Source organism: Salinibacterium amurskyense (assembly GCF_002797685.1).
Classification (GTDB): domain Bacteria; phylum Actinomycetota; class Actinomycetes; order Actinomycetales; family Microbacteriaceae; genus Rhodoglobus; species Rhodoglobus amurskyensis.
Window position 1 is genome coordinate 707,937 of record NZ_PGFH01000001.1, and the last position, 23,336, is coordinate 731,272.

Genomic DNA, 23,336 nt, shown 5'->3' on the forward strand with positions numbered 1-23,336 from the left:
AGGGCTAGCCCAACCGCACGCGGTTGTCGGCCGGTTCGACGGCATCCCCGGCAGTAGCTGCTTCGATGGATGCTGCACGCTCGGCTTCGCGCTGAGCGCGCGCCCGACGACGCTTGCGCTTGCGGGCGCCCGAGATGATTCCGCTGGTGATCATGAAGCCGGCGTAAACGAACAGCGCGACGGCGATGATGGGAACAAGCCACGCTTTGGCGCTGCCGTTGACGAAGTTACTCACATAACCGATCCACGGAACGCTGTACCAGAGCTTGCCCTGCACCTGAACGGGCAGCACTTGCAGTTCGTCGGCGACGTCGTTGTTGTCGCCCTTTAACGTGAAGGTGCGGCTGCCGTCGCTGGAGTTTGTGATGCCGGTGACGCGGTGAGTGATCACGCCGGCCTTACCGGATTCGATTTGGTACGTAATGACGTCGCCCACGGCGATCTCGTCGGTATCGATGGGCTTGACGACGATGAGCGTTCCGGGAGGCAGCCCGGGCTCCATCGAACTGGTCAGCACAGTAAGGGGAAGTGCGCCTGCAAGGTTGGGAACGATGATGACGAGCGCACCCACAAGCAGAACGAGAGCAAAGAGACCGCCGCTGATCCCCATGCCGAGGTAGTAGAGAATTCCGTGGGACTTTTCTTCGTCCGTGTTGGCGGAGTCGCGAGCGGCTGCACGAGTAGTCAGGTTAGACATTGTCGGCGTCCTTTCGTGTGCGGCGGCCAGCGATCCACGAGATTCCAGCGCCGACCAGCGCGGCCAAGAACAGAATGAGTACAAGGTACTCCTGGTAAAGCCGCCAGGAGTTGGGGTCGAGGGCGAATCCCGTGGGGAAAGTAGGAGTGAGGCCAGCGGCCGTATCGGTGCTGTCGTCAGTCATCGCGGGGCTCGGGCTCGGTGTGGGAACCGGCAGCGCCGACGTGTTTCCGACTCCGTTGGCGGTGGTGTCTGTCGTCGTCGCCGTGGAGCCCGGAACGCTAGGCACAAGCGGAACCGTCGACCCGCTGTTGCCACAGTGTGTTGCGGGCAAGCTACCGGGGGTGGTGTCCGAGAGCGTAAAGCGAAGCGAAATGGATGCCGTAGCCCCTTGACCTTGAGTGCCGGTCAAGTTGCCGAGAGTCAGGTTTGCCGTCACGGGCACGGTCTGGCCGGCAGCGACGAGCACTCCTTCGGTGGTGACGAGGCAGGGCGAGGCGCCGCTGATCGCCTGAGTCGCGCCGGCGTTGCTCGGAGTGCTGGTCGTCACGGTGAGGGCATCGGCGTAGTGAGCGTCCGAGAACGACACATCGCGCATGGTGATGCGGAGGTAGCCCGCAGCAGTGCCGGTGTTGCGCACGTAGATGGTTTCGGTCTGGCTGTCGCCAGGGCTCAGCAGCGCGATGCTGTCGAAGACTGCGCCAGGGTAGGTGCGGGCGAAGCTCACGCCGTCATCGCTCAGTTCAACGACGCCAACGCCGGTTGCAGCGCTTGCGGGCGTTGCGCCGAGTACGAGGCTGAGCACTGCAGCGGTGGCGATGCCGGATGCCCGGCGAAGTCCTAGCCGCATGCGAGACCCGATCCTTGACCCCACCAGGTGTACGAGCGCGGTTCGAGCGGAATTCCGGGGGAGTCGGCTGATTCGGTGCCGTCCAAGGCAACGGCGCGGATGGTGACCGTTCCGCTGACGCCGCTTCCGGTGAGTCCGACGGTGGTGTCGGCGATGTTGCCGATGAGCGAGCCGTTGTAGTAAATGTTGTAGCCGCCGTTGGGGGCTACAAAGCCGGATGGCGTCGACCATGCAATGGTCACGCTCGAGCTGTTGGAACCGTTGGTGCACTGCATGTTGGTTGGTGCGTTCGGTGCCGTGCTGATGAAGATGGACTGGGTGAAGGAGCGGCCCGCTGCTGCGACAGCATCCGTGGCGTTCCAGTTCGTTCCCGCACTTGAGTTGAGGGCGAACGTCACATCAGTCGTGCGGCCTGCCTGAGCGGTCATCGAGCCGGTAAAAGTCGTTGAGGCACACAGGATCGCACTGCCCGTAGACGCGAGGGTGATGTTGAGCGTGCTTAGTGACACGGTGCCACCGGCAAGTGTCGAGGAGACCACCGGGGTCGTAGCGGCGCAAGCGGAGCTCGTGCCCACCCAGAACTTCACGGCGACTTGGTTGCCCGCAAGAGTGCCGGTACGAGAAATCGTGACGCTGGAAACTGAGGCATCAACGGTGCCGGTGTTGCGCACGGTGATGGGCTTCGTCACGGTCTGGTTGGTGGCCGTGTAGGTGTGAGGACCGAGGGCGCTGATGGTGGAGGCGCCACTGGTGGTCGCCGTCGTCAATGCCACCGCGCCGGTGGCGGCGGTGGCGGTCTTGGTGGATGACGCGGTCCAGGCGGCGAAGCTCACGCCAGAAACGAGCGTGAGGAATACGGCTACGCCCGCGATGATCGAGACGCGCGTGGAGCGCTTCATGCCGCGGTAGCCCTGAGCGGTCGTGCGCTCTGCGATGCGGCTCACGGCTGTACTCCAGAGATTGTGGCGGTGATGGCGACGTTTGTCGACTGGGCGTTTGACGGCGCGTTGGCCGGAAGAGTGACGACGAGGCAGGCGCTCGTGGAGGCGCCAGCGGCGAGCGTGCTGTTCAGGGTTCCCGTGGGAACTCCCGAGCTGGGGCATGCGCTGTTGGTGACAGAGATGGTGAACGGGTTCGTGGTTGATGAGCCGGTTGCCGTCGCAGCGATCGCTGCGGAAAGTATGAGGGGCACGTCACCGGTGTTGGTGATAGTGAACGTGCCGGTGACTGACTTGCCTGGGGCAAGTGCGGTCCAATTGAGCGACTGGTTTCCGACGGTCAGAGCGGCGGTGCCGGCGCTGATGGTAGAACCGGGCGTCGCGGTAGCGGAGGAGTTCAAGAAGGCGTAGGTTCCGCCGGTACCCACGAGGCCGAGCGAGACGGCGATGGCGAGAACGGCCATTGCTTTGACTACGCCGAGGGTTCCTCCGCCGAAAGCGGTGAGAAACGATGCTGAGCGGCGCTGGTGACGGCCGTTAACCATGTCAAGGCGGTGCGATCCGCGAACTGTCGAGGAGTTCATGGTGCACCGCCTTTCTATGAGAGAAAACTACTACGAAACGTGAAGAGGATTGCCGGGTGTGCGTCCCCCCAGACCGCACACCCAGCGGGGTAAAACTAGTTTTGCGTGAGCGTGATGGTGAAGTCGCTCAGCGATACGGCACCCAGCTTGGAACCGTTCTCGGCTCCGGCGGTGGTGCTCTTCGGGTACGTGATGGTGACGCTGACAACAACGGGCTGCGTTCCAGCGGCGGGGCTCACCGTCGAGGTCGATGCACCGTTGACGGTGAACGTTGCCGACTTGGTGAGTGCTGCTGCGAGTGCGGTGTCGGCGCTGCTCGAGCTAGCTGCCGTGATGGCGAGCGTGCCGAGAGCTGCTGTTGCGGTCAGGTTGTCGCCGGTTGCGGTGACGTTGAAGGTCTTCGTGTAGGTGACGGTGTCGCCGGGAACGATCTTGAAGCCTGTAGGCGACGCGACGGTCGCTGCGTTGCCGAGCTTCCAGCCGTCGGTGCTGCCGGTCGCGGCGGCGATGCTCAGCGTTCCTGCCGAGATGGTTCCCGGTGCGCTGACGGTTGCTACGGAGTTCCAGGTAGCGAGGGTTCCTGCGCCACCGAGGAGGAGAGCGATTCCTGCTGCACCTGCGATGGAGCCTTTAACGAGCTTGTTCATGATTTCCTTTCGCGGCGCAGCAAAACAGGCCGGAATGTGTGTGGTTCGGGTTATCGGGATCAGAAGCTGTCTGCTGGTTTCGGGTTCCTGCATCTCGGGATGAGTAGTCGCGAGGTTCGGGCCTCGCGCTCAACTTCCTAAAAACGAATCTACTTGTCCGCACAATGGAGGACAGTCCCCAGTAGTGGGGGGCAGGCTATGTCCGCACCATGGGGGACTAGAAGGGCCCGTTTGGGGGACGAAATACCCCGATTTTACGCGGATGTCGCCGGAAACGCGCGAAAGGGGTACGTCGTTTGTACCCCGAAAGTCTCAGAAAAACCGGGGTACAAGGGGACAGATCTGTCTATCCTCTACCCGGTTTGACCTGAAAAATATTTTTGGATGGGGGTGGAGATTTCACCGCAGTGGCGTCTGTGACCACCGGAGAGCTGCCAATAAAGTCCAAAAGTTCAACACCGGCGACCACTTTTGAGGGGTGCGGACCGCCCGCAAGCAGCCGCGGCATCCAGTGCAGGGGAAGTGCGGAGGGTGATCCGACGAGCACAATGTTGCCAAAACGGCGACCTTTGAGAATCTGAGTCTCGGCGAGAGCGGCTACATGGCCAACCGTGTGCTTGAGAGTCGCGGCCTGGCTGCGTGCAAAAGCGAGCCCGGGGCCGTCCGCAACGTTCACGACGACAACGCCCTCGGGCGCAAGGAGCGTCATTGCTTCCTCGTAGAACTCGACACTCGTGACGTGAGCGGGAGTGCGGGCGCCGCTGAAGACATCGACGACGAGAAGATCGACGGCTCCGCGCATCCCGGCCGGGAACTTTGCCAGCACCTCGCGAGCATCACCGTGGCGAACGCGGATGGAGGCCCGCTTCGACCACGGAAGCTCAGCGCGAACAAAGTCCACGAGATCCGACTCCAGCTCGACGACCTGTTGGCGTGAGCCGGGGCGCGTGGCCTCAACGTAGCGGGGAAGGGTCAGGGCGCCACCGCCGAGGTGAATGGCGGTGATGGGCGCGCCGGGCTCCGAGAGCTGGTCAATGACATGGCCCATGCGCTGTACGTACTCGAAGAACAACTGGCTCGGATCGTCCATGTTCACGTGCGATTGAGGTGTGCCGTCCACGGTGAGGGTGAAGGCGCCATCCTGCCAACGGTCAGGGGCGATCTCGGCAAAGTGGCCGCTCAATTTCAGGGTGGTGCTGGGATGCTCGGCCATGGCATTGACTTTGCCACACTCCGTGCAGACATGCAGCCGCGCTCGCGGGCGCCCGAGCCGTCGAGCGGTACGGTGAAGCATGGCTGATGCGAACCGCGAACTTCCTCCCCACCTCAAGGCGCAATTGAACGCCCAGTCCTATGTGGGGCCGGCAACCTTCGGAATGCGACCGATGCTGAGCGAGCCGGAGCAGCTTGATTCGTGGCAGCCGGATGTCGCGGTCGTTGGTGCTCCCTGGGACGACAGCACCACCAACCGCCCGGGCGCTCGCTTCGGCCCGCGTGCTTTGCGTGCCAGCGCCTACGACCCCGGCACGTATCACCTCGACCTCGGCGTCGAGATCTTCGACCACCTCGACGTCGTCGATTACGGGGATGCCGTCACGAGTCACGGAATGTGGGAGCTGTCGAAGGCCGCGATTCACGAGCGCGTCTCGCAGGTCGCCAGCCGCGGCATCGTTCCGTTCATCATTGGTGGCGATCACTCGATCACGTGGCCGGCCGCAACAGCGGTAGCTGAGCACCACGGTTTCGGCAACGTGGTCATGATCCATTTCGATGCGCACGCCGACACCGCGAACATTCTCGAGGGCAACCTGGCTAGCCACGGAACGCCGATGCGTCGCCTCATCGAGTCGGGCGCCATCCCGGGCCCGAACTTCTTGCAGGTTGGCTTGCGCGGTTACTGGCCGGGAGAAGAAGACCAGAAGTGGATGCGCGATAACGGTCTCAAGCACTTCATGATGCAGGAGTTTTGGGAGCGCGGCGTCAAGGAGATGATCCCCGAGATTATCGCGGCGGCGAAGGCGCGAGCATCCAAGGTTTACATCTCGATCGACATCGATGTGCTCGACCCCGGTTTCGCGCCGGCAACGGGAACACCCGAGCCCGGCGGCTTCGCGCCCATTGATTTACTGCGCATTGTTCGCCAAATTGTGCTTGAAACGGATGTCGTGGGCTTCGATGTCATGGAGGTTGCGCCGGCCTATGACCACGCCGACATCACTGTAAACAACGCCCATCGGCTCATCTGGGAGGCCTTCGGAGCCATGGCCGCCAAGAAGCGGGCGGCGGGACTCACAGCAAACCCCTAGTCGAATTCTCGATTTAGGTCAAGAATCGGGTGGACACGGCGCGGCATAGCGGCTTATAGTAGATCCTTGCGCTCCCAGACAAATTAAGCAGTCATATTGCGGACAGCTGGGTGCCCCGAGTATAGCGGCGGGGTGATTCTGGTGAGCATTTCATTACCGACCGTCAATCATCTTGACAGACGAACCCGACGGGGTTCACGGAGGTTGTTCCTTGGCTGCTGCGCGCGATGCGTCCACCAATAAGTCCCCAAAGAATGGCCGCGCAGCTTCGCGGCTTTCTTTCGCTAAAATTACTGACACACTCACGGTTCCCGATCTGCTTGCATTGCAGACCGAGAGCTTTGACTGGCTCGTCGGCAACGACAGCTGGAAAACGCGTGTAACGGATGGTGTTGCCGCTGGCCGCACCGATCTGCCTACACGCAGTGGTCTTGACGAAATCTTTGAAGAGATCTCGCCGATCGAAGACCTCGGTGAGACGATGCAACTGTCGTTCACCGATCCTGAGCTCGAAGAGCCGAAGTACTCCATCGACGAGTGCAAGGAGCGCGGCAAGACTTTCGCTGCGCCTCTGTACGTCAACGCTGAGTTCATGAACCACCTCACCGGTGAGATCAAGACTCAGACCGTCTTCATGGGTGACTTCCCGCTCATGACGGCTCGCGGTACCTTCATCATCAACGGAACCGAGCGTGTTGTTGTTTCTCAGCTCGTTCGTTCGCCTGGTGTGTACTTCGACCGCCAGCCCGAGAAGCTCTCCGACAAGGACATCTACTCGGCTCGCATCATCCCGAGCCGTGGTGCTTGGCTTGAGTTCGAGATCGACAAGCGCGATCAGGTCGGCGTTCGCATCGACCGTAAGCGCAAGCAGTCGGTCACGGTCTTCCTGAAGGCCCTCGGCCTGTCCAGCGAAGAGATCCTCGAGGAGTTCAAGGGCTTCCCGTCGATCGAGGCCACCTTGGAGAAGGACAACATCCTCACCAAGGAAGAGGCGCTCAAGGACATCTACCGCAAGCTGCGTCCGGGCGAGCAGGTAGCTGCAGAAGCCGCACGCGCGCTTCTCGACAACTTCTACTTCAACTCGAAGCGTTACGACCTCGCGAAGGTTGGTCGCTACAAGATCAACCGCAAGCTTGGTCTCGACACCGACATTAAAGAGTCGGTCCTCACCGTTGAAGACATCATTGCCACCATCAAGTACATGGTGTCGCTCCACGACACCACTGCTCCCAACGTTGCGGTTAGCGACAGCGGTGCAGCCAGCATCAAGGGTGTTCGCGACGGCAAGAAGGTTGACATCCGTCTCGACGTAGACGACATCGACCACTTCGGTAACCGTCGTATCCGCGCCGTGGGTGAGCTCATCCAGAACCAGGTTCGTACCGGCCTCAGCCGTATGGAACGTGTTGTTCGCGAGCGCATGACCACGCAGGACATCGAAGCCATCACCCCGCAGACCCTGATCAACGTGCGCCCCGTCGTCGCTGCGATCAAGGAGTTCTTCGGTACGTCGCAGCTCTCGCAGTTCATGGACCAGAACAACCCGCTCGCGGGTCTGACCCACAAGCGTCGCCTTTCGGCGCTGGGCCCTGGTGGTCTGAGCCGTGAGCGCGCTGGCGTTGAGGTTCGAGACGTTCACCCCTCTCACTACGGCCGTATGTGCCCGATTGAGACTCCTGAAGGCCCCAACATTGGTCTGATCGGTTCGCTCGCATCGTTCGCACGCATCAACGCATTCGGTTTCATCGAGACCCCGTACCGTCGTTTGATCGACGGCGTTGTTTCGACGACCATCGACTACCTGACTGCAAGCGATGAAGACGACTTCATCGTTGCGCAGGCAAACGCGCCTCTTACCAAGGACATGCGGTTCGCTGAGCCCCGCGTTCTTGCTCGTAAGAAGGGTGGCGAGGTTGACCTCGTTCCCGTTGAAGACATTGCCTACATGGATGTCTCGCCGCGCCAGATGGTGTCGGTAGCGACCTCGATCATCCCCTTCCTTGAGCACGACGATGCAAACCGCGCACTCATGGGTGCCAACATGCAGCGTCAAGCTGTCCCGCTGCTGCGCAGCGAGAGCCCGCTCGTGGGAACCGGTATGGAAGCCTTCGCCGCTATTGACTCTGGTGACGTTGTCACCACGCTCAAGGCTGGTGTTGTCTCTGAGGTTTCTGCAGACGTCGTTGTTGTTCAGCTCGATGAGGGCGGAACGCAGGAATACTTCCTGCGCAAGTTCGACCGCTCCAACCAGGGCACGAGCTACAACCACCGCGTTATCGTCAGCGCCGGAGAGCGCGTCGAAGTTGGTCAGGTCATCGCTGATGGTCCCGCAACGGAGAACGGCGAGCTCGCCCTCGGAAAGAACCTCCTCGTGGCATTCATGCCGTGGGAGGGTCACAACTTCGAGGACGCGATCATCCTGAGCCAGAACCTGGTCAAGGATGACGTACTGTCGTCGATCCACATCGAAGAATACGAAGTGGATGCTCGCGACACCAAGCTCGGTAAGGAAGAGATCACGCGCGATCTGCCGAACGTTAGCCCAGAACTCTTGGCTGACCTCGACGAGCGTGGAATCATCCGCATCGGTGCAGAGGTTCGCCCCGGCGACATCCTCGTCGGCAAGGTCACGCCTAAGGGTGAGACTGAGCTTTCGGCTGAAGAGCGCTTGCTCCGTGCCATCTTCAACGAGAAGAGCCGCGAAGTTCGCGACACCTCGCTGAAGGTTCCCCACGGTGAGCAGGGCACGATCATTGCTGTCAAGGAATTCTCCGCAGACAACGATGACGAGCTTGGCTCGGGCGTCAACCAGCGTGTTGTTGTGTACATCGCCCAGAAGCGCAAGATCACCGAAGGTGACAAGCTCGCTGGTCGTCACGGCAACAAGGGTGTTATCTCCAAGATTCTGCCTGTCGAAGACATGCCGTTCTTGGCCGATGGAACCCCGGTTGACATCATCCTGAACCCCCTCGGTATCCCCGGTCGAATGAACTTCGGTCAGGTCCTCGAAACCCACCTCGGTTGGGTTGCAAAGCAGGGCTGGGAAGTTGAAGGCAAGCCGGAGTGGGCAAAGAACCTCCCGGAGGAAGCGTTCAGCGCTGCCCCCGGAACCAAGGTTGCTACCCCTGTATTCGACGGTGCGTACGAAGAGGAAATCGCGGGTCTTCTCGACTCCACGACTCCTACTCGTGACGGCGACCGCCTCATCGACCACACGGGTAAGACCCGTCTGTTCGATGGTCGTTCGGGAGAGCCGTTCCCGGCGCCCGTTTCGGTCGGTTACATGTACATCCTCAAGCTGCACCACCTCGTTGACGACAAGATCCACGCTCGTTCAACCGGTCCGTACTCCATGATTACTCAGCAGCCACTCGGTGGTAAGGCTCAGTTCGGTGGACAGCGCTTCGGTGAGATGGAAGTGTGGGCGCTCGAGGCATATGGTGCCGCATACGCACTGCAGGAGCTTCTGACGATCAAGTCGGACGACATCCTCGGTCGCGTCAAGGTATACGAAGCCATCGTTAAGGGCGAGAACATCCAGGAGCCGGGTATTCCCGAAAGCTTCAAGGTGCTCATCAAGGAAATGCAGTCGCTGTGCCTCAACGTCGAAGTTCTTTCGGCAGACGGTTCAACGGTCAACCTGCGCGACTCGGACGATGAAGCGTTCCGTGCCGCTGAAGAGTTGGGCATCAACATTTCTGCGCGGTTCGAATCCTCGTCTGTTGACGAGATCTAACCCGACCGATTACGACTGCAGAACTTTCGAAGAGAGAAGATAAATTGCTCGACGTTCACGCGTTTGATGAAATCAAAATCGGTCTCGCTACCGCCGACGACATTCGTCGCTGGTCGCACGGTGAGGTAAAAAAGCCAGAGACCATTAACTACCGCACACTCAAGCCGGAGAAAGACGGTCTGTTCGGCGAACAGATCTTCGGACCTTCGCGCGACTGGGAGTGCTCTTGTGGCAAGTACAAGCGAGTCCGCTTTAAGGGCATCGTTTGTGAGCGCTGTGGTGTTGAAGTAACCAAGTCGGCTGTGCGCCGTGAGCGCATGGGCCACATCGAGCTCGCCGCTCCGGTTACTCACATCTGGTACTTCAAGGGTGTTCCGAGCCGTCTCGGTTACCTGCTTGACATGGCACCGAAGGACCTCGAAAAGGTCATCTACTTCGCTGCGTACATGATCATTTCGGTTGACGAAGAAGGCCGTCACGCTGACCTCCCCGCGCTTGAGAACGAGATCCGTCTCGAAATCAAGACGCTCGAGGGCCAGCGCGATTCCCGCATCGCCGACCGCTTGACCAAGTTCGAGGAAGACCTCGCCGCTCTTGAAGAAGAGGGTGCGAAGGCCGACCAGAAGCGCCGCGTCAAGGATGCTGCTGAGAAGGAAATGTCTCAGCTCCGTAAGTCGATCGATGAGCAGATTGCTCAGCTTGAGCGCGTGTGGGAAGACTTCCGCACCCTCAAGATTGGTGACCTGAAGCCTGAAGACTCTGTCTTCCAGGAACTGCAGGACCGTTTCGGTAGCTACTTCGAAGCATTCATGGGTGCCGAAGCGATCAAGAAGCGTCTTGAGTCCTTCGACCTCGCGCTCGAGAGCGTTGAACTGCACGACCAGATCGCTAACGGCAAGGGTCAGAAGAAGATCCGCGCCATCAAGCGCCTGCGTGTAGTCAACTCGTTCCTGCAGACCGGCAACTCGCCGGCCGCTATGGTTCTCGATGTTGTTCCGGTTATTCCTCCGGCGCTTCGCCCGATGGTTCAGTTGGATGGTGGCCGCTTCGCGACCTCCGACCTCAACGACCTCTACCGTCGTGTGATCAACCGCAACAACCGTCTGCGTCGTCTCCTTGACCTCGGTGCTCCCGAGATCATCGTCAACAACGAGAAGCGCATGCTTCAGGAAGCCGTTGACGCACTGTTCGACAACGGTCGTCGTGGCCGTCCCGTCACCGGTACTGGTAACCGTGCCCTCAAGTCCTTGAGCGACATGCTCAAGGGTAAGCAGGGTCGTTTCCGCCAGAACCTGCTCGGAAAGCGCGTTGACTACTCCGGTCGTTCGGTGATCATCGTTGGACCGCAGCTCAAGCTGCACCAGTGTGGTCTTCCCAAGCAGATGGCTCTCGAGCTGTTCAAGCCGTTTGTTATCAAGCGCTTGATCGACTTGAGCCACGCGCAGAACATCAAGAGCGCCAAGCGCATGGTTGAGCGTGCACGTCCGCAGGTGTGGGACGTACTCGAAGAGATCATTCGTGAGCGCCCCGTGCTGTTGAACCGTGCACCAACCCTGCACCGTTTGGGCATCCAGGCATTCGAACCTCAGCTCGTTGAGGGTAAGGCTATTCAGCTTCACCCCCTCGTCTGTGCTGCATTCAACGCTGACTTCGATGGTGACCAGATGGCTGTTCACCTTCCGTTGTCGGTAGAGGCACAGGCTGAAGCTCGTGTTCTTATGCTCGCCAGCAACAACATCCTCAAGCCGTCTGACGGTCGCCCGGTGACTCTGCCCACACAGGACATGATCATCGGTCTGCACCACCTGACCACGCTCACGGAGGGTGCTGTCGGCGAAGGCCGTGCGTTCTCGTCGGTCGCTGAAGCGATCTTCGCGTTCGACCAGCACTCGCTCGACCTCAACGCGAAGGTACGACTGCGTCTCGACAACGTCTACCTCGCTGAGGAAGACGCTCCCGAGGGCTTCGTTCAGGGACAGTCCAAGCTCATGGAAACGACCCTTGGTCGCGCGCTCTTCAACGAGGCGCTTCCGAAGGACTACCCGTACATCGAGGCACTCGCAGACAAGGGCCAGATCTCGGCCATCGTCAACGACCTCGCTGAGCGGTACGTGAAGGTGGATGTTGCCTCGGCACTGGACGCGATCAAGGACGCTGGATTCCACTGGGCTACTCGCTCGGGTGTAACCGTTGCGCTGTCTGACATCGTGACCCCGCCGACCAAGCCGGAGATCATCGGTCGCTACGAGAAGATTGCCGCCAAGGTTCAGGGCCAGTATGAGAAGGGACTCACGACCGACGCCGAGCGTCGTCAGGAGCTCATCGAGATCTGGAACAAGGCAACCGCAGAAGTAGCGACTGCCATGCAGTCCAACTTCCGCACTGACAACAACATCAACCGCATGGTGTCGTCGGGTGCTCGTGGTAACTGGATGCAGGTTCGTCAGATCGCCGGTATGCGTGGTCTGGTATCGAACCCGAAGGGTGAGATTATCCCTCGCCCGATCGTTCACTCCTACAAGGAAGGCCTGACCGTAGCCGAGTACTTCATCTCGACTCACGGTGCTCGTAAGGGACTGGCCGACACCGCACTGCGTACGGCAGACTCCGGATACCTCACGCGTCGACTCGTTGACGTGTCGCAGGATGTCATCATTCGTGAGAACGACTGTGGCACCCGCAAGGGACTGGACATGCCCATCGCAGCGCAGAACGCTGATGGCAAGTGGATCCTCGACGACAACGTTGAGAACTCGGTCTACGCTCGCAGCCTCGCTGCCGATGCCACCAACGACAAGGGCGATGTAGTCGCTGCTGCTGGTGCAGACGTCGGAGACGTTCTGCTCGAGAAGCTCGTTGCAGCCGGTGTTCACAGCATCAAGGTTCGTTCGGTGCTCACGTGTGAGTCCGCTGTTGGTGTGTGTGCAGTCTGCTACGGCCGCTCGCTCGCAACCGGTCTTCTCGTTGACATCGGTGAGGCTGTCGGAATTATCGCCGCACAGTCGATCGGTGAGCCCGGTACCCAGCTGACCATGCGTACCTTCCACACCGGTGGTGTTGCTTCGGCAGACGACATTACGCAGGGTCTTCCCCGCGTTACGGAACTCTTCGAAGCTCGTACCCCTAAGGGTGCAAGCCCCATCGCAGAAGCCGCTGGTCGCGTCACGATCGAAGACACCGACCGCAGCCGCAAGCTGATCCTCACGCCAGACAATGGCGACGAGCCCATCGCTTACCCGGTACTGCGTCGTGCAACCCTCCTCATTGAGGATGGCGAGCACGTTGAGCTCGGACAGCAGCTTCACGTCGGAAACGTTGACCCGAAGGAAGTTCTTCGTGTTCGCGGTGTCCGTGCCGTGCAGCAGCACCTCGTTGATGGTGTCCAGGGCGTTTACCGCTCGCAGGGTGTACCGATTCACGATAAGCACATTGAGGTCATCGTTCGTCAGATGCTCCGCAAGGTGACTGTTGTTGATCACGGTGACACTGGGCTCCTCCCGGGTGAGCTGGTCGACCGTTCGAAGTACAACGAGCTCAACCGCGGTGTTCTCACCGAGGGCAAGGCAACGGCATCCGCTCGTCAGGAGATCTTGGGTATCACCAAGGCTTCGCTGGCGACCGAGTCGTGGCTGTCGGCTGCGTCGTTCCAGGAGACCACCCGCGTTCTTACGCAGGCGGCCATGGAAGGCAAGTCCGACCCGCTCATGGGACTCAAGGAGAACGTCATCATCGGTAAGCTCATCCCGGCTGGTACGGGATTGGCTCGCTACCGCGATGTATCGGTCGAGGCAACGGAAGAGGCGAAAGCCGAACGTTACCCCAACCGCATCTTCGCTGATGATGCAAGCCTCACTGAGAGCGACTTGAGCTTCGTCGACTTCGACAGCTTCAGCTCGAATGACTCCACGCCGGGAACCTACAACTAAGTAGTCTCGGCATCACCTCCGGGTGATACCACGAAGGGCCCTCGTCACTGCGACGGGGGTCCTTCGTCGTTAAGCGGAAGCGCGGCAAGGGCGGAGCGCGGTAACGGGGAGCGCGGCAAGGCGGAGCGCGGCAGCGCGGCAGGGCGCAGCGCGGTACGGCGGCTACGGAGCCGGGATCTCGATACGCGAGTACTCTTCGTCATCCGTGACCATCGTGGCCAGCAGCGCGCGCCCAGCGGGCAGCAAGCGGATGGTGACGGAGCCGTCAGCGGTCTCGTCGAGAATGCGCACGGCAGCTTCGGTGACGGTGGAGAGAGCGCCGATGGGCAGCGGTAGCGGGTAGCGGTCGTCAAGCAGCACGACGGTGACGCCGCGGCGTCGAGCGCGTTGCACCGCCGCCACAATCTCGGGGAGGTCGAGCTGGCGCGCGCGAAGGCTATCGCGCAGGCGCGCTTCAGCAATCAAGAGTTCCGCGCGGTCGTCATCCGTGAGTTCGTCGCCATCAGCGATGCGCTGAAGTTGCACGCCAACGGCGGCATCGAGGCCTGCAAGTCGCCGCGAGCGTTCCGCCGTTCGTGCGAGGGCAGCAGCTTCGGCCGCGGCGCGAGCGGTCTCCACGCTGTGGATGCCGTCCAGTCGTTGGCGAGTGCGTCTCATGCCGAGAGAGAAAAGGGAGCCGACAAGCACGAACGGCGCCTGACGTGCCACGAGAAGGATTGCCTCGAGAAGCCGATCCTCGGTGGAGAGTCCCCACAGAATTACGACTCCACCGATCGCAGCGAAGCCGAGCCACGCTAAGAGGTTTCGCCGGCGAAGGCTGAGGTAAAACATGGCGAGCGCGCCCGCGCCCACGTACCACTGAGAGAATCCACCGACCATGGCATTGTGTGACGAGATGGCGGCTGCCACGATGCTCGCGACGATGACGTAGATGCTCGCGCCCACTCCGACGCGGGGTCGGGTGTCGTGAGTGAGCACGAACCAGATGCTGGCAAACAGTGCGATCGAGATGTAGACGGGAGTGGCGGACTCAACGTCATCGAGCGAGAGCAGGGCGAGAGCCGAAATCGTCACAAAGTAGATCCAAATTAATGCGTGCGCTCCGCGGCCCGTGATCTGAGGCAGGTCCAACCGTGTTCGCGGTGTTAGCTCATGAATCATTCGGACCACCCCACCGTCACTCGAGTGCCCCGATTCGGTTCGGACCACACCGTTGCGCGGGCGCACGGGAATGCGTTCACGCGACCCAGAATGCTCACCACGATGCCCAGACGGTTGGCCGGAACCGATGCGGGGTCGAAGCCTTGGCCGTCGTCGCTGATGGTGATCTCCACACCATCGCGCGAGAGAAGAAGGCGAACCTCCCGCGATACTGCGGCGGCGTCACTTCCGGCATGCACCACGCTATTACGCAGCGCCTCGACGGTCGCTTCGATGAGCGCGCTTGCAATCGACGAAGGCAAGGGGGCTTCACGCGAGCCTTCCACAGTGAGTTCAGCGGCATCCGTTGTTTCTGTAATGGATGACGCAAGCCCCTGCACAAAGTAGTCAACGTGGACGAGCTCAGGAACGCTTGCTGTCGCGCCGCTGAGTTCGCTGAGCCGTGCGATTGTGCGCGCGGCTTGCGCTCGGGTCGATGCCGAGTCACTGCGCCCGGCGCCGGCAGCCGCGAAGATCGTCGCGATGACCTCGTCGTGCACGAGAGCATCGAGGTGGGCCTGCTCTTCGCCGCGGGCGGTGAGCGCTGCTGCGCGCATTGACGAGCTGCGTGCGGCAGCCGCAGCGGCATCCACTTCACGACCAGCGGCCATTGCGACGGTGGCGACGGCAGTGAAAGCGGCACACACGGTGATCGTGAAGAAGGCGAACTGCACGGCCAGGGACACATCTGCGCCTCCGTCGGCGATGATGCGGATGGGGGCGATCACGAATGATGCTGCCAGTAGATACGCCCACGCAACCACCGGACGCCAGGCGATCGCGGCAGGGGTCGTGCCCAGCGCCGTGAGACCGACGACCCAGGGCGCGGTTTCGGGAGGCATCGGGCCATTGGCGAATGCAGGCACCCAACTCAGCACGGCGACGGCGAAAATGACCGCATATGCCCCGTGCAGAATGCGAAGCTGCCGCAGTGAACTCCACGGAGACGCTGCGGCAATAATCAGTGGCGTACCGAACACGGCGATGCCGGCCACCAATTCCCAATGCGGCAGTACGTAGGCGGCTTCGTCAAAGAATGACCCGACCGAGAGCCCCAAAAACATCATCGAGGCGGCAGCGAACACGAACGTCATCGTGCGCACGACTCCGAGCTCGGCGCCCCCTTCCACGCGAGGAGGAACGGCTGTACTGCCCACAATCGCGCCGATGCTCATGAGTGCGGGGGAGGAAGTATGCCGTCTTCAACTGCACGCTTGTACAGATCAACTTTCGTGGCGGCTGGCCGTCCCGCCATCGCGTACTTGTGACGGATGCGACGAACATACTCAGCGACGGTGCTCGCAGAGAGACCAGCTCGGTGAGCCACCGCGACCGACTTATCGCCCGAGGCGTAGTGGGCGAGCACCTCTTGCTCCTTGGGGCTGAGCCCCGCCGCTGCAAGTTCCGGGTCGGAGTCCAACGCGGCGGCCCAGTCGGTAGTCACCACCGGGTTGCCGAGCGCTGCTTCGCGAACCGCATCAACAATCACCTCGCGTGACTCTGACTTGCGCACGATCCCGAGTACGCCCGCTCGAGATGCCGCACGCACTTCGGAGGCGTTGTCCGCTGCGGTAAACACCAAGACGTTAAGACCGCGCTCCCGCAACCAGGCGACATTCTCGTCAACCGTGCTGCCGTCCGAGAGGCGCACATCGAGAACAACAAGGTCGAGGTCGTCGGCGACGGCTTCAAGTTCATGCACGCTCGCGACCGAGGCCTGAAGAGAAATGTCAGCGCAGTGCCCCAGGAGCGATGCAAAACCGAGCTGCACAGTTTCGTGATCGTCCACGTGCCCTATGCGATAGGTGCGTGGCAGTTCGTCGTGCGGTGTCAATCGTGTCCCCGTTCGGATCAGGGTAAGCGTATGGCCCGCATGGTTTGCAGTCACCTACGACAAATGTACCGGAACTTTCTGTCTGTCCCCCAAACGGGTGTCATTGATTGTGACGACTGCCGCGAACTCTGCCGCGGTGCGACCATCAGTAGGTCAGATGATCATCTTTCGGGGGAGAGGGCTTATGAATCGTCACGCGGTTAACGATCTCATCGACTGCTCTCTCCAGCGCTGGTATCGCCTCGTTTCGGAATGGCGACAGCCCGCTGCCGGAACCGAGGCCGGCTGCGTGGTCTGCCGTGATTCCGATTTCTCTGCCTTCGACCGCGCCGGGCACTGGCCGCACGATCTCTTCCATGCTTTTGTGGAGACTCTGGAGCTCGTAACTTTTCAGCTCGCCGTCGCGCTCCACGAAGAGCGGCACTGCCGTGGTGAAGATGCGCGATCAACTCGACCGTGTTCACCTTGCCTCTCGGCCGCGCGATCCACAGTGCAAGCCTGTGCTTACCGTCACGCCCAAGATATTTCTGATGTCATCACCGAATGTGCGTTGCCTCGATTGGCCGTATACGTCGAAAAGAACATCAATTTGGCACTCAATGCTGCGACTCGCGGCGAATGGGCTTCCTGAAACGTCCTGACTACCCCTCACAAGTGGGGCTAGTGGTGCAGATGTGAGTCGATTAGCGTTGGACTCCGCTAGGACCTTGGGGGGAGGCACGCGTGACCACACTTGCTGAAGTACTGATTCTTCGCGGAATGATGCCGATTGAGAGCATCGATTCTGTAGGAACTTCTCACACCGACGAGGAAGCACTCGTCCGAAACTTACTCGACAGCGGAACCATTTCGCCGGCACAGCTCGCTTCTGCGCGCGCCGCCCAGGCCGGAGTCCCGTTTGTTGAGCTCGTCGACTTCGCCGTCGACCACCAGGCCGTTGCTCTTGCACCGGCTGCGATTTGCCGCCGTCACGAGGTTTTGCCGATCGCGTTCAGCGAGGGATACCTCGTGTTGGCCATGGTCGATCCCGGCAACATCTTTGCCCTCGATGACATTCGTTCGGCAACGGGTCGCCAGATCCGTGTAGTCGTTGCTGAGCGCAGCGACCTCCAGACCGCACTCGACCGCTTCCACCGCGCAGACGGTGAGCTTTCCAGCCTGAGCAGCGAGCTCGAGCAAGAAGCAACAACCACGGACGTCGCTCTCGCGGCGAACAACAACGAGCCGACCGAAGACGATGCACCTATCGTTCGCTTCGTGAACCTGCTCATCAGCCAGGGCATCCAAGACAAGGCCTCGGATATTCACATCGAGCCCGGCGAGCACGACCTCGGCGTTCGATACCGCATCGACGGTGTTCTCCATGAGATGCAGCGCGCTCCTCGCCAGATTCAGAACGGTGTCATCTCGCGCCTCAAGATCATGGCTGAAATGGATATCGCTGAGCGTCGTAAGCCTCAGGATGGCCGTATCTCCGTCATCCACGGTCAGAAGAAAATCGACCTTCGTGTTGCCACGTTGCCGACCGTATACGGCGAAAAAGTCGTTATGCGTATTCTCGACAACTCGAACACGACGCTCGACTTGAGCCAGCTGTACCTGCTCGAGCACAACGCCAAGATTTACAAAGAGGCGTACACCAAGCCTTACGGCATGATCCTCGTCACCGGGCCTACGGGTTCTGGTAAGTCGACCACGCTCTACACAACCCTGAACGCCGTTGCTCGCCCGGAGATCAACGTCATCACGGTTGAAGACCCGGTGGAGTACCGCATGGCGGGAATCAACCAGGTTCAAGTCAACCCGAAGGCCGGACTCACGTTCGCGAGCGCGCTGCGTTCAATTCTGCGATCTGACCCGGATGTCGTGCTGATTGGTGAGATCCGAGACCAGGAAACGGCGCAGATTGCGATCGAAGCCGCGCTTACTGGCCACCTCGTGTTGAGCACCCTTCACACCAACGACGCTCCTGCCGCAATCACGCGACTCATCGAGATGGACATCGAGCCCTTCTTGGTTGGTTCGGCTATTGACTGCGTTGTGGCTCAACGACTTGCGCGTCGCCTCTGCGACCGCTGCAAGCAGCCTGCGACTCACAACCCGCAGGATCTCGTGAACTTGAAGGTTGGCTTCAACCCAGAAGGTCCGATGCCGCCTCTCTACGCACCCGTCGGGTGCACCGTGTGTTCCAAGACGGGATACCGCGGTCGAATTGCACTGCACGAAGTTATGGCAGTGACTGAAGAGATTGAACGTCTCGCTGTTGCACGCTCCTCGAGCGCGGAAATCAGCCGAGTCGCCGTTGAGCAGGGAATGCGCACGCTGCGCATGGACGGTTGGGCGAAAGCTCAACTCGGCTTGACGTCAGTCGAAGAGATTTTGCGCGTCGTCGCATAAGACGAAGTATCTGGGGGAATTATGGCTAAGCGGATTTACGACATCCCGTCGCAATCGGTAGACGAGAGTTTGTTCACGCCGAAGGGACAGAGCGCGCCCTCGGGGCAAAGCGTTCCGACGGATGCGCCACCGCCCACCCCGGGAACAAGCGTTCCTGGCGTTGGCACGCCGCAGGCAGCATCCGCCTCGGCGTTCCCCGAGTGGGCACAGACGGGCGCCGCGCCTTCGGCATCGGCCGCTACTGTGCCGGCCTCGCCGCTACCGACGATTCCGCCGCCCTCTGGCTCGATTAAGAGCACGGATACCTCTGGCGTTACGCCCCCGGCCACGCCTCCTGCGCCACCAGCTCCGGCTGCACCTGCCGCTCAGGCTGAGCCCGCTGCCGCGCCTCAGGCTGAAGCGCCGCAGGGCGAAGCCGCCGCTGAGGGCGGGCGTCGCGCTCGCCGCATGGCAACAGAACCGGTCACCTCGATCGATTCTCTCGATGAGCTTTTCCGTCAAGCTGCCGCCGGCGCTATGTCTCAGACCTCGGCCGCAACGTCGGCCGCAGGAGCGTCGCTTCCCGTTCCGGAAGCCGCCGCGCCTGAGGTTCCTGCACCAGTGTCTGCTGCAGCCGCCGCACCTGCTGCGCCCGTCGCTGACGCAGCTCCGGCTCCGTCGCCGACTGCAGCCGAAGTGCCGTACTTCACCGAAGACGCTGCAAGTGCTCCCGCCGATGCCCCCACCCAGATCATGGATGAGGTCGCGGCAGACGCGCCGACAATCAAGTTCCCGTCGCAGCCCGCTGCCGACGGTGGACTCCTTGACCTACCTGACATCGCCCCCGCTGCCGAGGGCGAACTGAACTTCCCGCCGCCCGGAGTCGACGAGGGGCTCTTGAGCTTCACGAGCGGGTTCGGTGCTGCCGATCCTCAGCCGACGCGAGAGTCTCAGCTGCTTTCCGTACCGGAGATCGTCGAGGAGGAGCGCGAAGCTCGTCCCGAGATGCAACTCACGGCCCGCGAGGGGTCAAACCCTGAGCTGCTGGATGCTCTGAAAGAGGTCGTTTACACCGGCGCCTCGGACCTTCACATCGCTTCCGGCGCTGTGCCCATGATCCGCATCGACGGTGGACTTCAGCCGCTCAAGGGTGTTGCTATCTGGGACAAAGACCGCACGCGCGACGCGCTGTTCAGCATCCTCGACCAGAAGCAAGAAGAGCAGTTCTTGGAAGTCCTCGAACTCGACTTCGCATTCGAGCTTTCCGAAGCTGCTCGTTTCCGCGTGAACTTCTACATGGACCGCGGCAACTTGGGTGCTGCCTTCCGAATCATCCCGACCGAGATCAAGCAGTTGAAAGACCTCGGTATCCAGGAGTCGGTATCGCAGTTTGCTACTCTGCCGCGTGGGCTCGTGCTCGTGACCGGGCCAACTGGTTCCGGTAAGTCCACCACCTTGGCCGCGCTCATTGACCTGGTCAACCGCACCCGTGCCGACCACATCGTGACCGTCGAAGACCCGATCGAGTTCTTGCACGGCAACCAGAAGTCGCTGGTCAACCAGCGCGAGGTCGGTCGCGATACTCACTCGTTCACCGCGGCGCTTAAGCATGTTCTGCGTCAAGACCCTGACGTCATTCTGATCGGTGAGCTTCGAGACCTCGAAACCATCTCGATCGCTCTGACAGCTGCAGAAACTGGTCACCTTGTGTTCGCCACCCTGCACACTCAGGATGCTGCGCAAACCGTTGACCGCATCATCGACGTTTTCCCGCCGCACCAGCAGGGTCAGGTTCGTACCCAGCTCGCTGCCGTGCTGCAGGGCATCATCTGTCAGACACTTGTTCGCCGGTCATCCGGAAAGGGCCGCGTCGTGGCAACAGAAGTCCTCACGATGAACCCAGCTATCGGAAACCTCATCCGTGAAGGAAAGATTTACCAGATTCCTTCCGCCATGCAGGCCGGCCGTGGCGCTGGTATGCACACCATGGATCAGCACCTTGCTGGTCTCGCTAAGTCTGGTGCGATTACCGAAGAGGCAGCCATGGCCAAGGCCCATGACCCCGAGGGTATGCACCGGCTGATGGGCGATAGCTCAACAGGAGTACCGAAATAATGGCCGCGACTACCTCAACCACGAAGTCCTTCGAGTACAAGGCCCGCGATCAGTCGGGCAAGGTTGTCAAGGGACGCATCGATGCATCGAGCGAGAATGCGGTTCTCGCGCGCCTCCGTGCCATGGAGATCAGCCCGATCTCGGTTACCGAAGCGGGTTCCGGCACCGGCCTCAACAAAGAGATCAACATCTCCTTCTTGCAGAAGGGCGTTGGCCTGGATGACCTCGCGGTAATGAGCCGCCAGATGTCGACCATGATCTCGTCGGGACTGTCTCTCATCCGTGCGCTGGTCATCCTCTCAGAGCAGACGGAAAACCCCACGCTCGCGAAGGCTCTTGGGGAGATTCGTCAAGACGTCGAGACCGGTGGAACGCTGTCTGATGCGTTCGCTAAGCACGGTACCGTCTTCCCTCCGATCATGATCCACTTGGTTCGTGCGGGTGAGACGGGCGGATTCCTCGACAACGCGCTCGAGTCGATCGCGAACAACTTTGAGGGCGAAGTGAAGCTTCGCGGAACGATTAAGTCCGCGCTCACCTACCCTGTCGTCGTTCTCATTATGGCGATCGCCGCCGTGGTCGGAATGCTGCTCTTTATCGTGCCGGTGTTCGAGGAAATGTTCTCCGATCTCGGAGGCGAACTGCCGCTGCTCACCCAGATGCTGGTGTGGATGTCTGATGGGATGACCATCATTGCGCCGATCCTGGTCGTCGGCGGCATTATCTTCAGCGTGTGGTGGGGCAAGAACAAGCACACGGAGAAGGTCCGTAAGGCCGTTGACCCGTGGAAGCTGCGGGCGCCGGTCTTTGGCCCTCTCTTCCGTAAGGTATCGATCTCGCGCTTCACTCGTAACTTTGGAACCATGCTCGGCGCTGGTGTGCCGATTCTTCACGCGCTTTCGATTGTGGGAGAGACGTCGGGAAACTTCGTGATCGAGGAAGCCCTGCGCCGTGTGGCTGATTCGGTTCGTTCGGGGCAGTCGGTTTCGGTTCCTTTGGCCAAAGAGCCGGTCTTCCCGTCGATGGTGACCCAGATGGTTGCCGTCGGTGAAGACGCCGGTTCTATGGAGGTCATGCTTTCGAAGATCGCTGACTTCTACGACGACGAGGTGCAGAAGACTACTGAGCAGCTCACGGCACTTATCGAGCCGCTCATGATTGGTGTCATTGGCGCGATCGTTGGCGTGATGGTTATCGCGCTCTACATGCCGATCTTTGCCATCTTCGACCAGATCAAATAGTACAGAGGCACCTAGCAGCCCCAGGCGGGGGCATCGCGACCCGAGTCGTGATGCCCCCGTTTGGCCGTTAAGGTGCATCTCGGCCGAGGGAGCAGCGCAGCGGAGTGCGCGCTTGCCGGCAGTCGCGGGCGGGTCCCTTGGAGTTGTGCCGGCGAAATTTACCCCTGAACTAGGCGCAAAAACCGCCACGACTCGCACCTCGCCCCTCAGACTGGGGGCGTGATTCGGGCGGTTCACCCCCGTTTGTGGGATTCTCAGCTAGCCCACATGTTGAGAGTATTTTTTGTGGGGGGCTGAGAAGCTGATTTTTTCTGGGGGCCCCTGTCCAAGATCCGAACCACAGACAGGAAATCCAAAATGATCGCACGTTTGAATGAAGCACTGCGCAGCAAGCGCTCCGACCTCGAGAACGACCAGAAGGGCTTCACTCTCGTTGAGCTCCTCGTTGTTGTTCTGATCATCGGCATCCTTGCCGCGATCGCTATCCCCTTCTTCCTCAACCAGCGCCAGGGCGCTTGGGAATCGCAGGTCAAGTCGGACATCGCTAACGCTGTTATCGCAGCGGAGACCTTCGCCGTAGGCAACAACGGTTCGTTCACCGGTCTTTCTGACACCGGCCTCTCGGACAACGGTTACAAGGCAACGCCTTCCGTAACGCTCGCCGTTACTCCTGCTGCTGACGGAAACAGCTACACGTTCGCTGTAACTCACTCCGAGTACACGACCAAGGCGTGGGCTTACGACAGCAACACCGGAATCACCACCGACACGGCAGTCACGCCGTAGTAGGTAAGTAGTACGAGAACGGGGCGTCGCCAAGCGGCGGCGCCCCGTTTTCACACTTCGAGAGTGATCGCTCTCGCAGGGGAGAACCCATCTCCGCCGC

The 23,336-nt window shown here is 60.8% G+C and carries 17 protein-coding genes; 8 read left to right on the forward strand and 9 right to left on the reverse strand.

Features of this window, described 5'->3' with window-relative positions:
• Positions 1–4 precede the first annotated feature (4 nt).
• The 6 genes from CLV85_RS03260 to CLV85_RS03285 form a co-directional block, all read right to left on the reverse strand.
• Positions 5–697 carry a signal peptidase I gene (locus CLV85_RS03260; protein ID WP_100388160.1) on the reverse strand — a complete coding sequence of 231 codons (693 nt, stop codon included), beginning with the start codon at positions 695–697 and terminating at the stop codon, positions 5–7.
• Entirely contained in the window at positions 690–1,547 is an 858-nt protein-coding gene (locus tag CLV85_RS03265; RefSeq protein ID WP_100388161.1) for a hypothetical protein, read from the reverse strand. Before CLV85_RS03265 ends, CLV85_RS03260 begins: the two co-directional genes overlap by 8 nt.
• Entirely contained in the window at positions 1,538–2,491 is a 954-nt protein-coding gene (locus CLV85_RS03270; protein ID WP_205030314.1) for a hypothetical protein, read from the reverse strand. Before CLV85_RS03270 ends, CLV85_RS03265 begins: the two co-directional genes overlap by 10 nt.
• Positions 2,488–3,069 carry a TasA family protein gene (locus CLV85_RS03275; RefSeq protein ID WP_100388162.1) on the reverse strand — a complete coding sequence of 194 codons (582 nt, stop codon included), beginning with the start codon at positions 3,067–3,069 and terminating at the stop codon, positions 2,488–2,490. The genes CLV85_RS03270 and CLV85_RS03275 overlap by 4 nt, the downstream gene beginning before the upstream one ends.
• Before the next feature lie 95 nt (positions 3,070–3,164).
• A complete protein-coding gene (locus tag CLV85_RS03280) occupies positions 3,165–3,716 on the reverse strand; it encodes an alternate-type signal peptide domain-containing protein (protein WP_100388163.1) in 552 nt (183 codons plus the stop codon).
• A gap of 346 nt (positions 3,717–4,062) precedes the next feature.
• A complete protein-coding gene (locus tag CLV85_RS03285; protein WP_100388164.1) occupies positions 4,063–4,929 on the reverse strand; it encodes a spermidine synthase in 867 nt (288 codons plus the stop codon).
• A 79-nt stretch (positions 4,930–5,008) separates the two neighbouring features.
• Here CLV85_RS03285 and speB point away from each other — a divergent pair, with 79 nt between their 5' ends.
• The 3 genes from speB to CLV85_RS03300 all read left to right on the forward strand — a co-directional run bounded on the left by speB (position 5,009) and on the right by CLV85_RS03300 (position 13,684).
• Positions 5,009–6,022, forward strand: coding sequence for an agmatinase (gene speB / locus CLV85_RS03290; protein WP_100388165.1), 1,014 nt, complete (start codon positions 5,009–5,011; stop codon positions 6,020–6,022).
• Positions 6,023–6,233: 211 nt separating this feature from the next.
• The gene (gene rpoB / locus CLV85_RS03295; RefSeq protein ID WP_100388166.1) at positions 6,234–9,758 is read left to right on the forward strand and encodes a DNA-directed RNA polymerase subunit beta; all 3,525 of its coding nucleotides are present in this window, start codon (positions 6,234–6,236) and stop codon (positions 9,756–9,758) included.
• A gap of 44 nt (positions 9,759–9,802) precedes the next feature.
• Positions 9,803–13,684, forward strand: a complete 3,882-nt coding sequence (locus CLV85_RS03300; protein WP_100388167.1) for a DNA-directed RNA polymerase subunit beta' — start codon at positions 9,803–9,805, stop codon at positions 13,682–13,684.
• 162 nt (positions 13,685–13,846) lie between these two features.
• On the opposite strand, the gene CLV85_RS03305 is transcribed toward CLV85_RS03300, so the two are convergent.
• The 3 genes from CLV85_RS03305 to CLV85_RS03315 are packed head-to-tail and all read right to left on the reverse strand — an operon-like array spanning position 13,847 to position 16,673.
• Positions 13,847–14,845 (reverse strand): phospholipase D-like domain-containing protein, encoded by a 999-nt coding sequence (locus CLV85_RS03305; protein WP_100388168.1) that lies wholly within the window; start codon positions 14,843–14,845, stop codon positions 13,847–13,849.
• A complete protein-coding gene (locus CLV85_RS03310; protein WP_100388169.1) occupies positions 14,842–16,059 on the reverse strand; it encodes a sensor histidine kinase in 1,218 nt (405 codons plus the stop codon). The genes CLV85_RS03305 and CLV85_RS03310 overlap by 4 nt, the downstream gene beginning before the upstream one ends.
• Positions 16,056–16,673: a response regulator gene (locus CLV85_RS03315; RefSeq protein ID WP_229820348.1), complete on the reverse strand. Its 618-nt coding sequence runs from the start codon at positions 16,671–16,673 to the stop codon at positions 16,056–16,058. Before CLV85_RS03315 ends, CLV85_RS03310 begins: the two co-directional genes overlap by 4 nt.
• A gap of 229 nt (positions 16,674–16,902) precedes the next feature.
• On the opposite strand from CLV85_RS03315, the gene CLV85_RS13320 reads away from it, so the two are divergent.
• From CLV85_RS13320 to CLV85_RS13580, 5 genes are all read left to right on the forward strand, one after another.
• A complete protein-coding gene (locus CLV85_RS13320) occupies positions 16,903–17,349 on the forward strand; it encodes a hypothetical protein (RefSeq protein ID WP_147433341.1) in 447 nt (148 codons plus the stop codon).
• Between the two features lie 92 nt (positions 17,350–17,441).
• Positions 17,442–19,115, forward strand: coding sequence for a GspE/PulE family protein (locus CLV85_RS03325; RefSeq protein ID WP_100388171.1), 1,674 nt, complete (start codon positions 17,442–17,444; stop codon positions 19,113–19,115).
• A 21-nt stretch (positions 19,116–19,136) separates the two neighbouring features.
• Positions 19,137–21,209, forward strand: coding sequence for a type IV pilus twitching motility protein PilT (locus CLV85_RS13575; protein ID WP_275669061.1), 2,073 nt, complete (start codon positions 19,137–19,139; stop codon positions 21,207–21,209).
• Positions 21,209–22,450 (forward strand): type II secretion system F family protein, encoded by a 1,242-nt coding sequence (locus CLV85_RS03340; RefSeq protein WP_100388172.1) that lies wholly within the window; start codon positions 21,209–21,211, stop codon positions 22,448–22,450. The genes CLV85_RS13575 and CLV85_RS03340 overlap by 1 nt, the downstream gene beginning before the upstream one ends.
• 357 nt (positions 22,451–22,807) lie before the next feature.
• Positions 22,808–23,236 carry a prepilin-type N-terminal cleavage/methylation domain-containing protein gene (locus CLV85_RS13580; protein ID WP_100388173.1) on the forward strand — a complete coding sequence of 143 codons (429 nt, stop codon included), beginning with the start codon at positions 22,808–22,810 and terminating at the stop codon, positions 23,234–23,236.
• Positions 23,237–23,336: the final 100 nt, after the last annotated feature.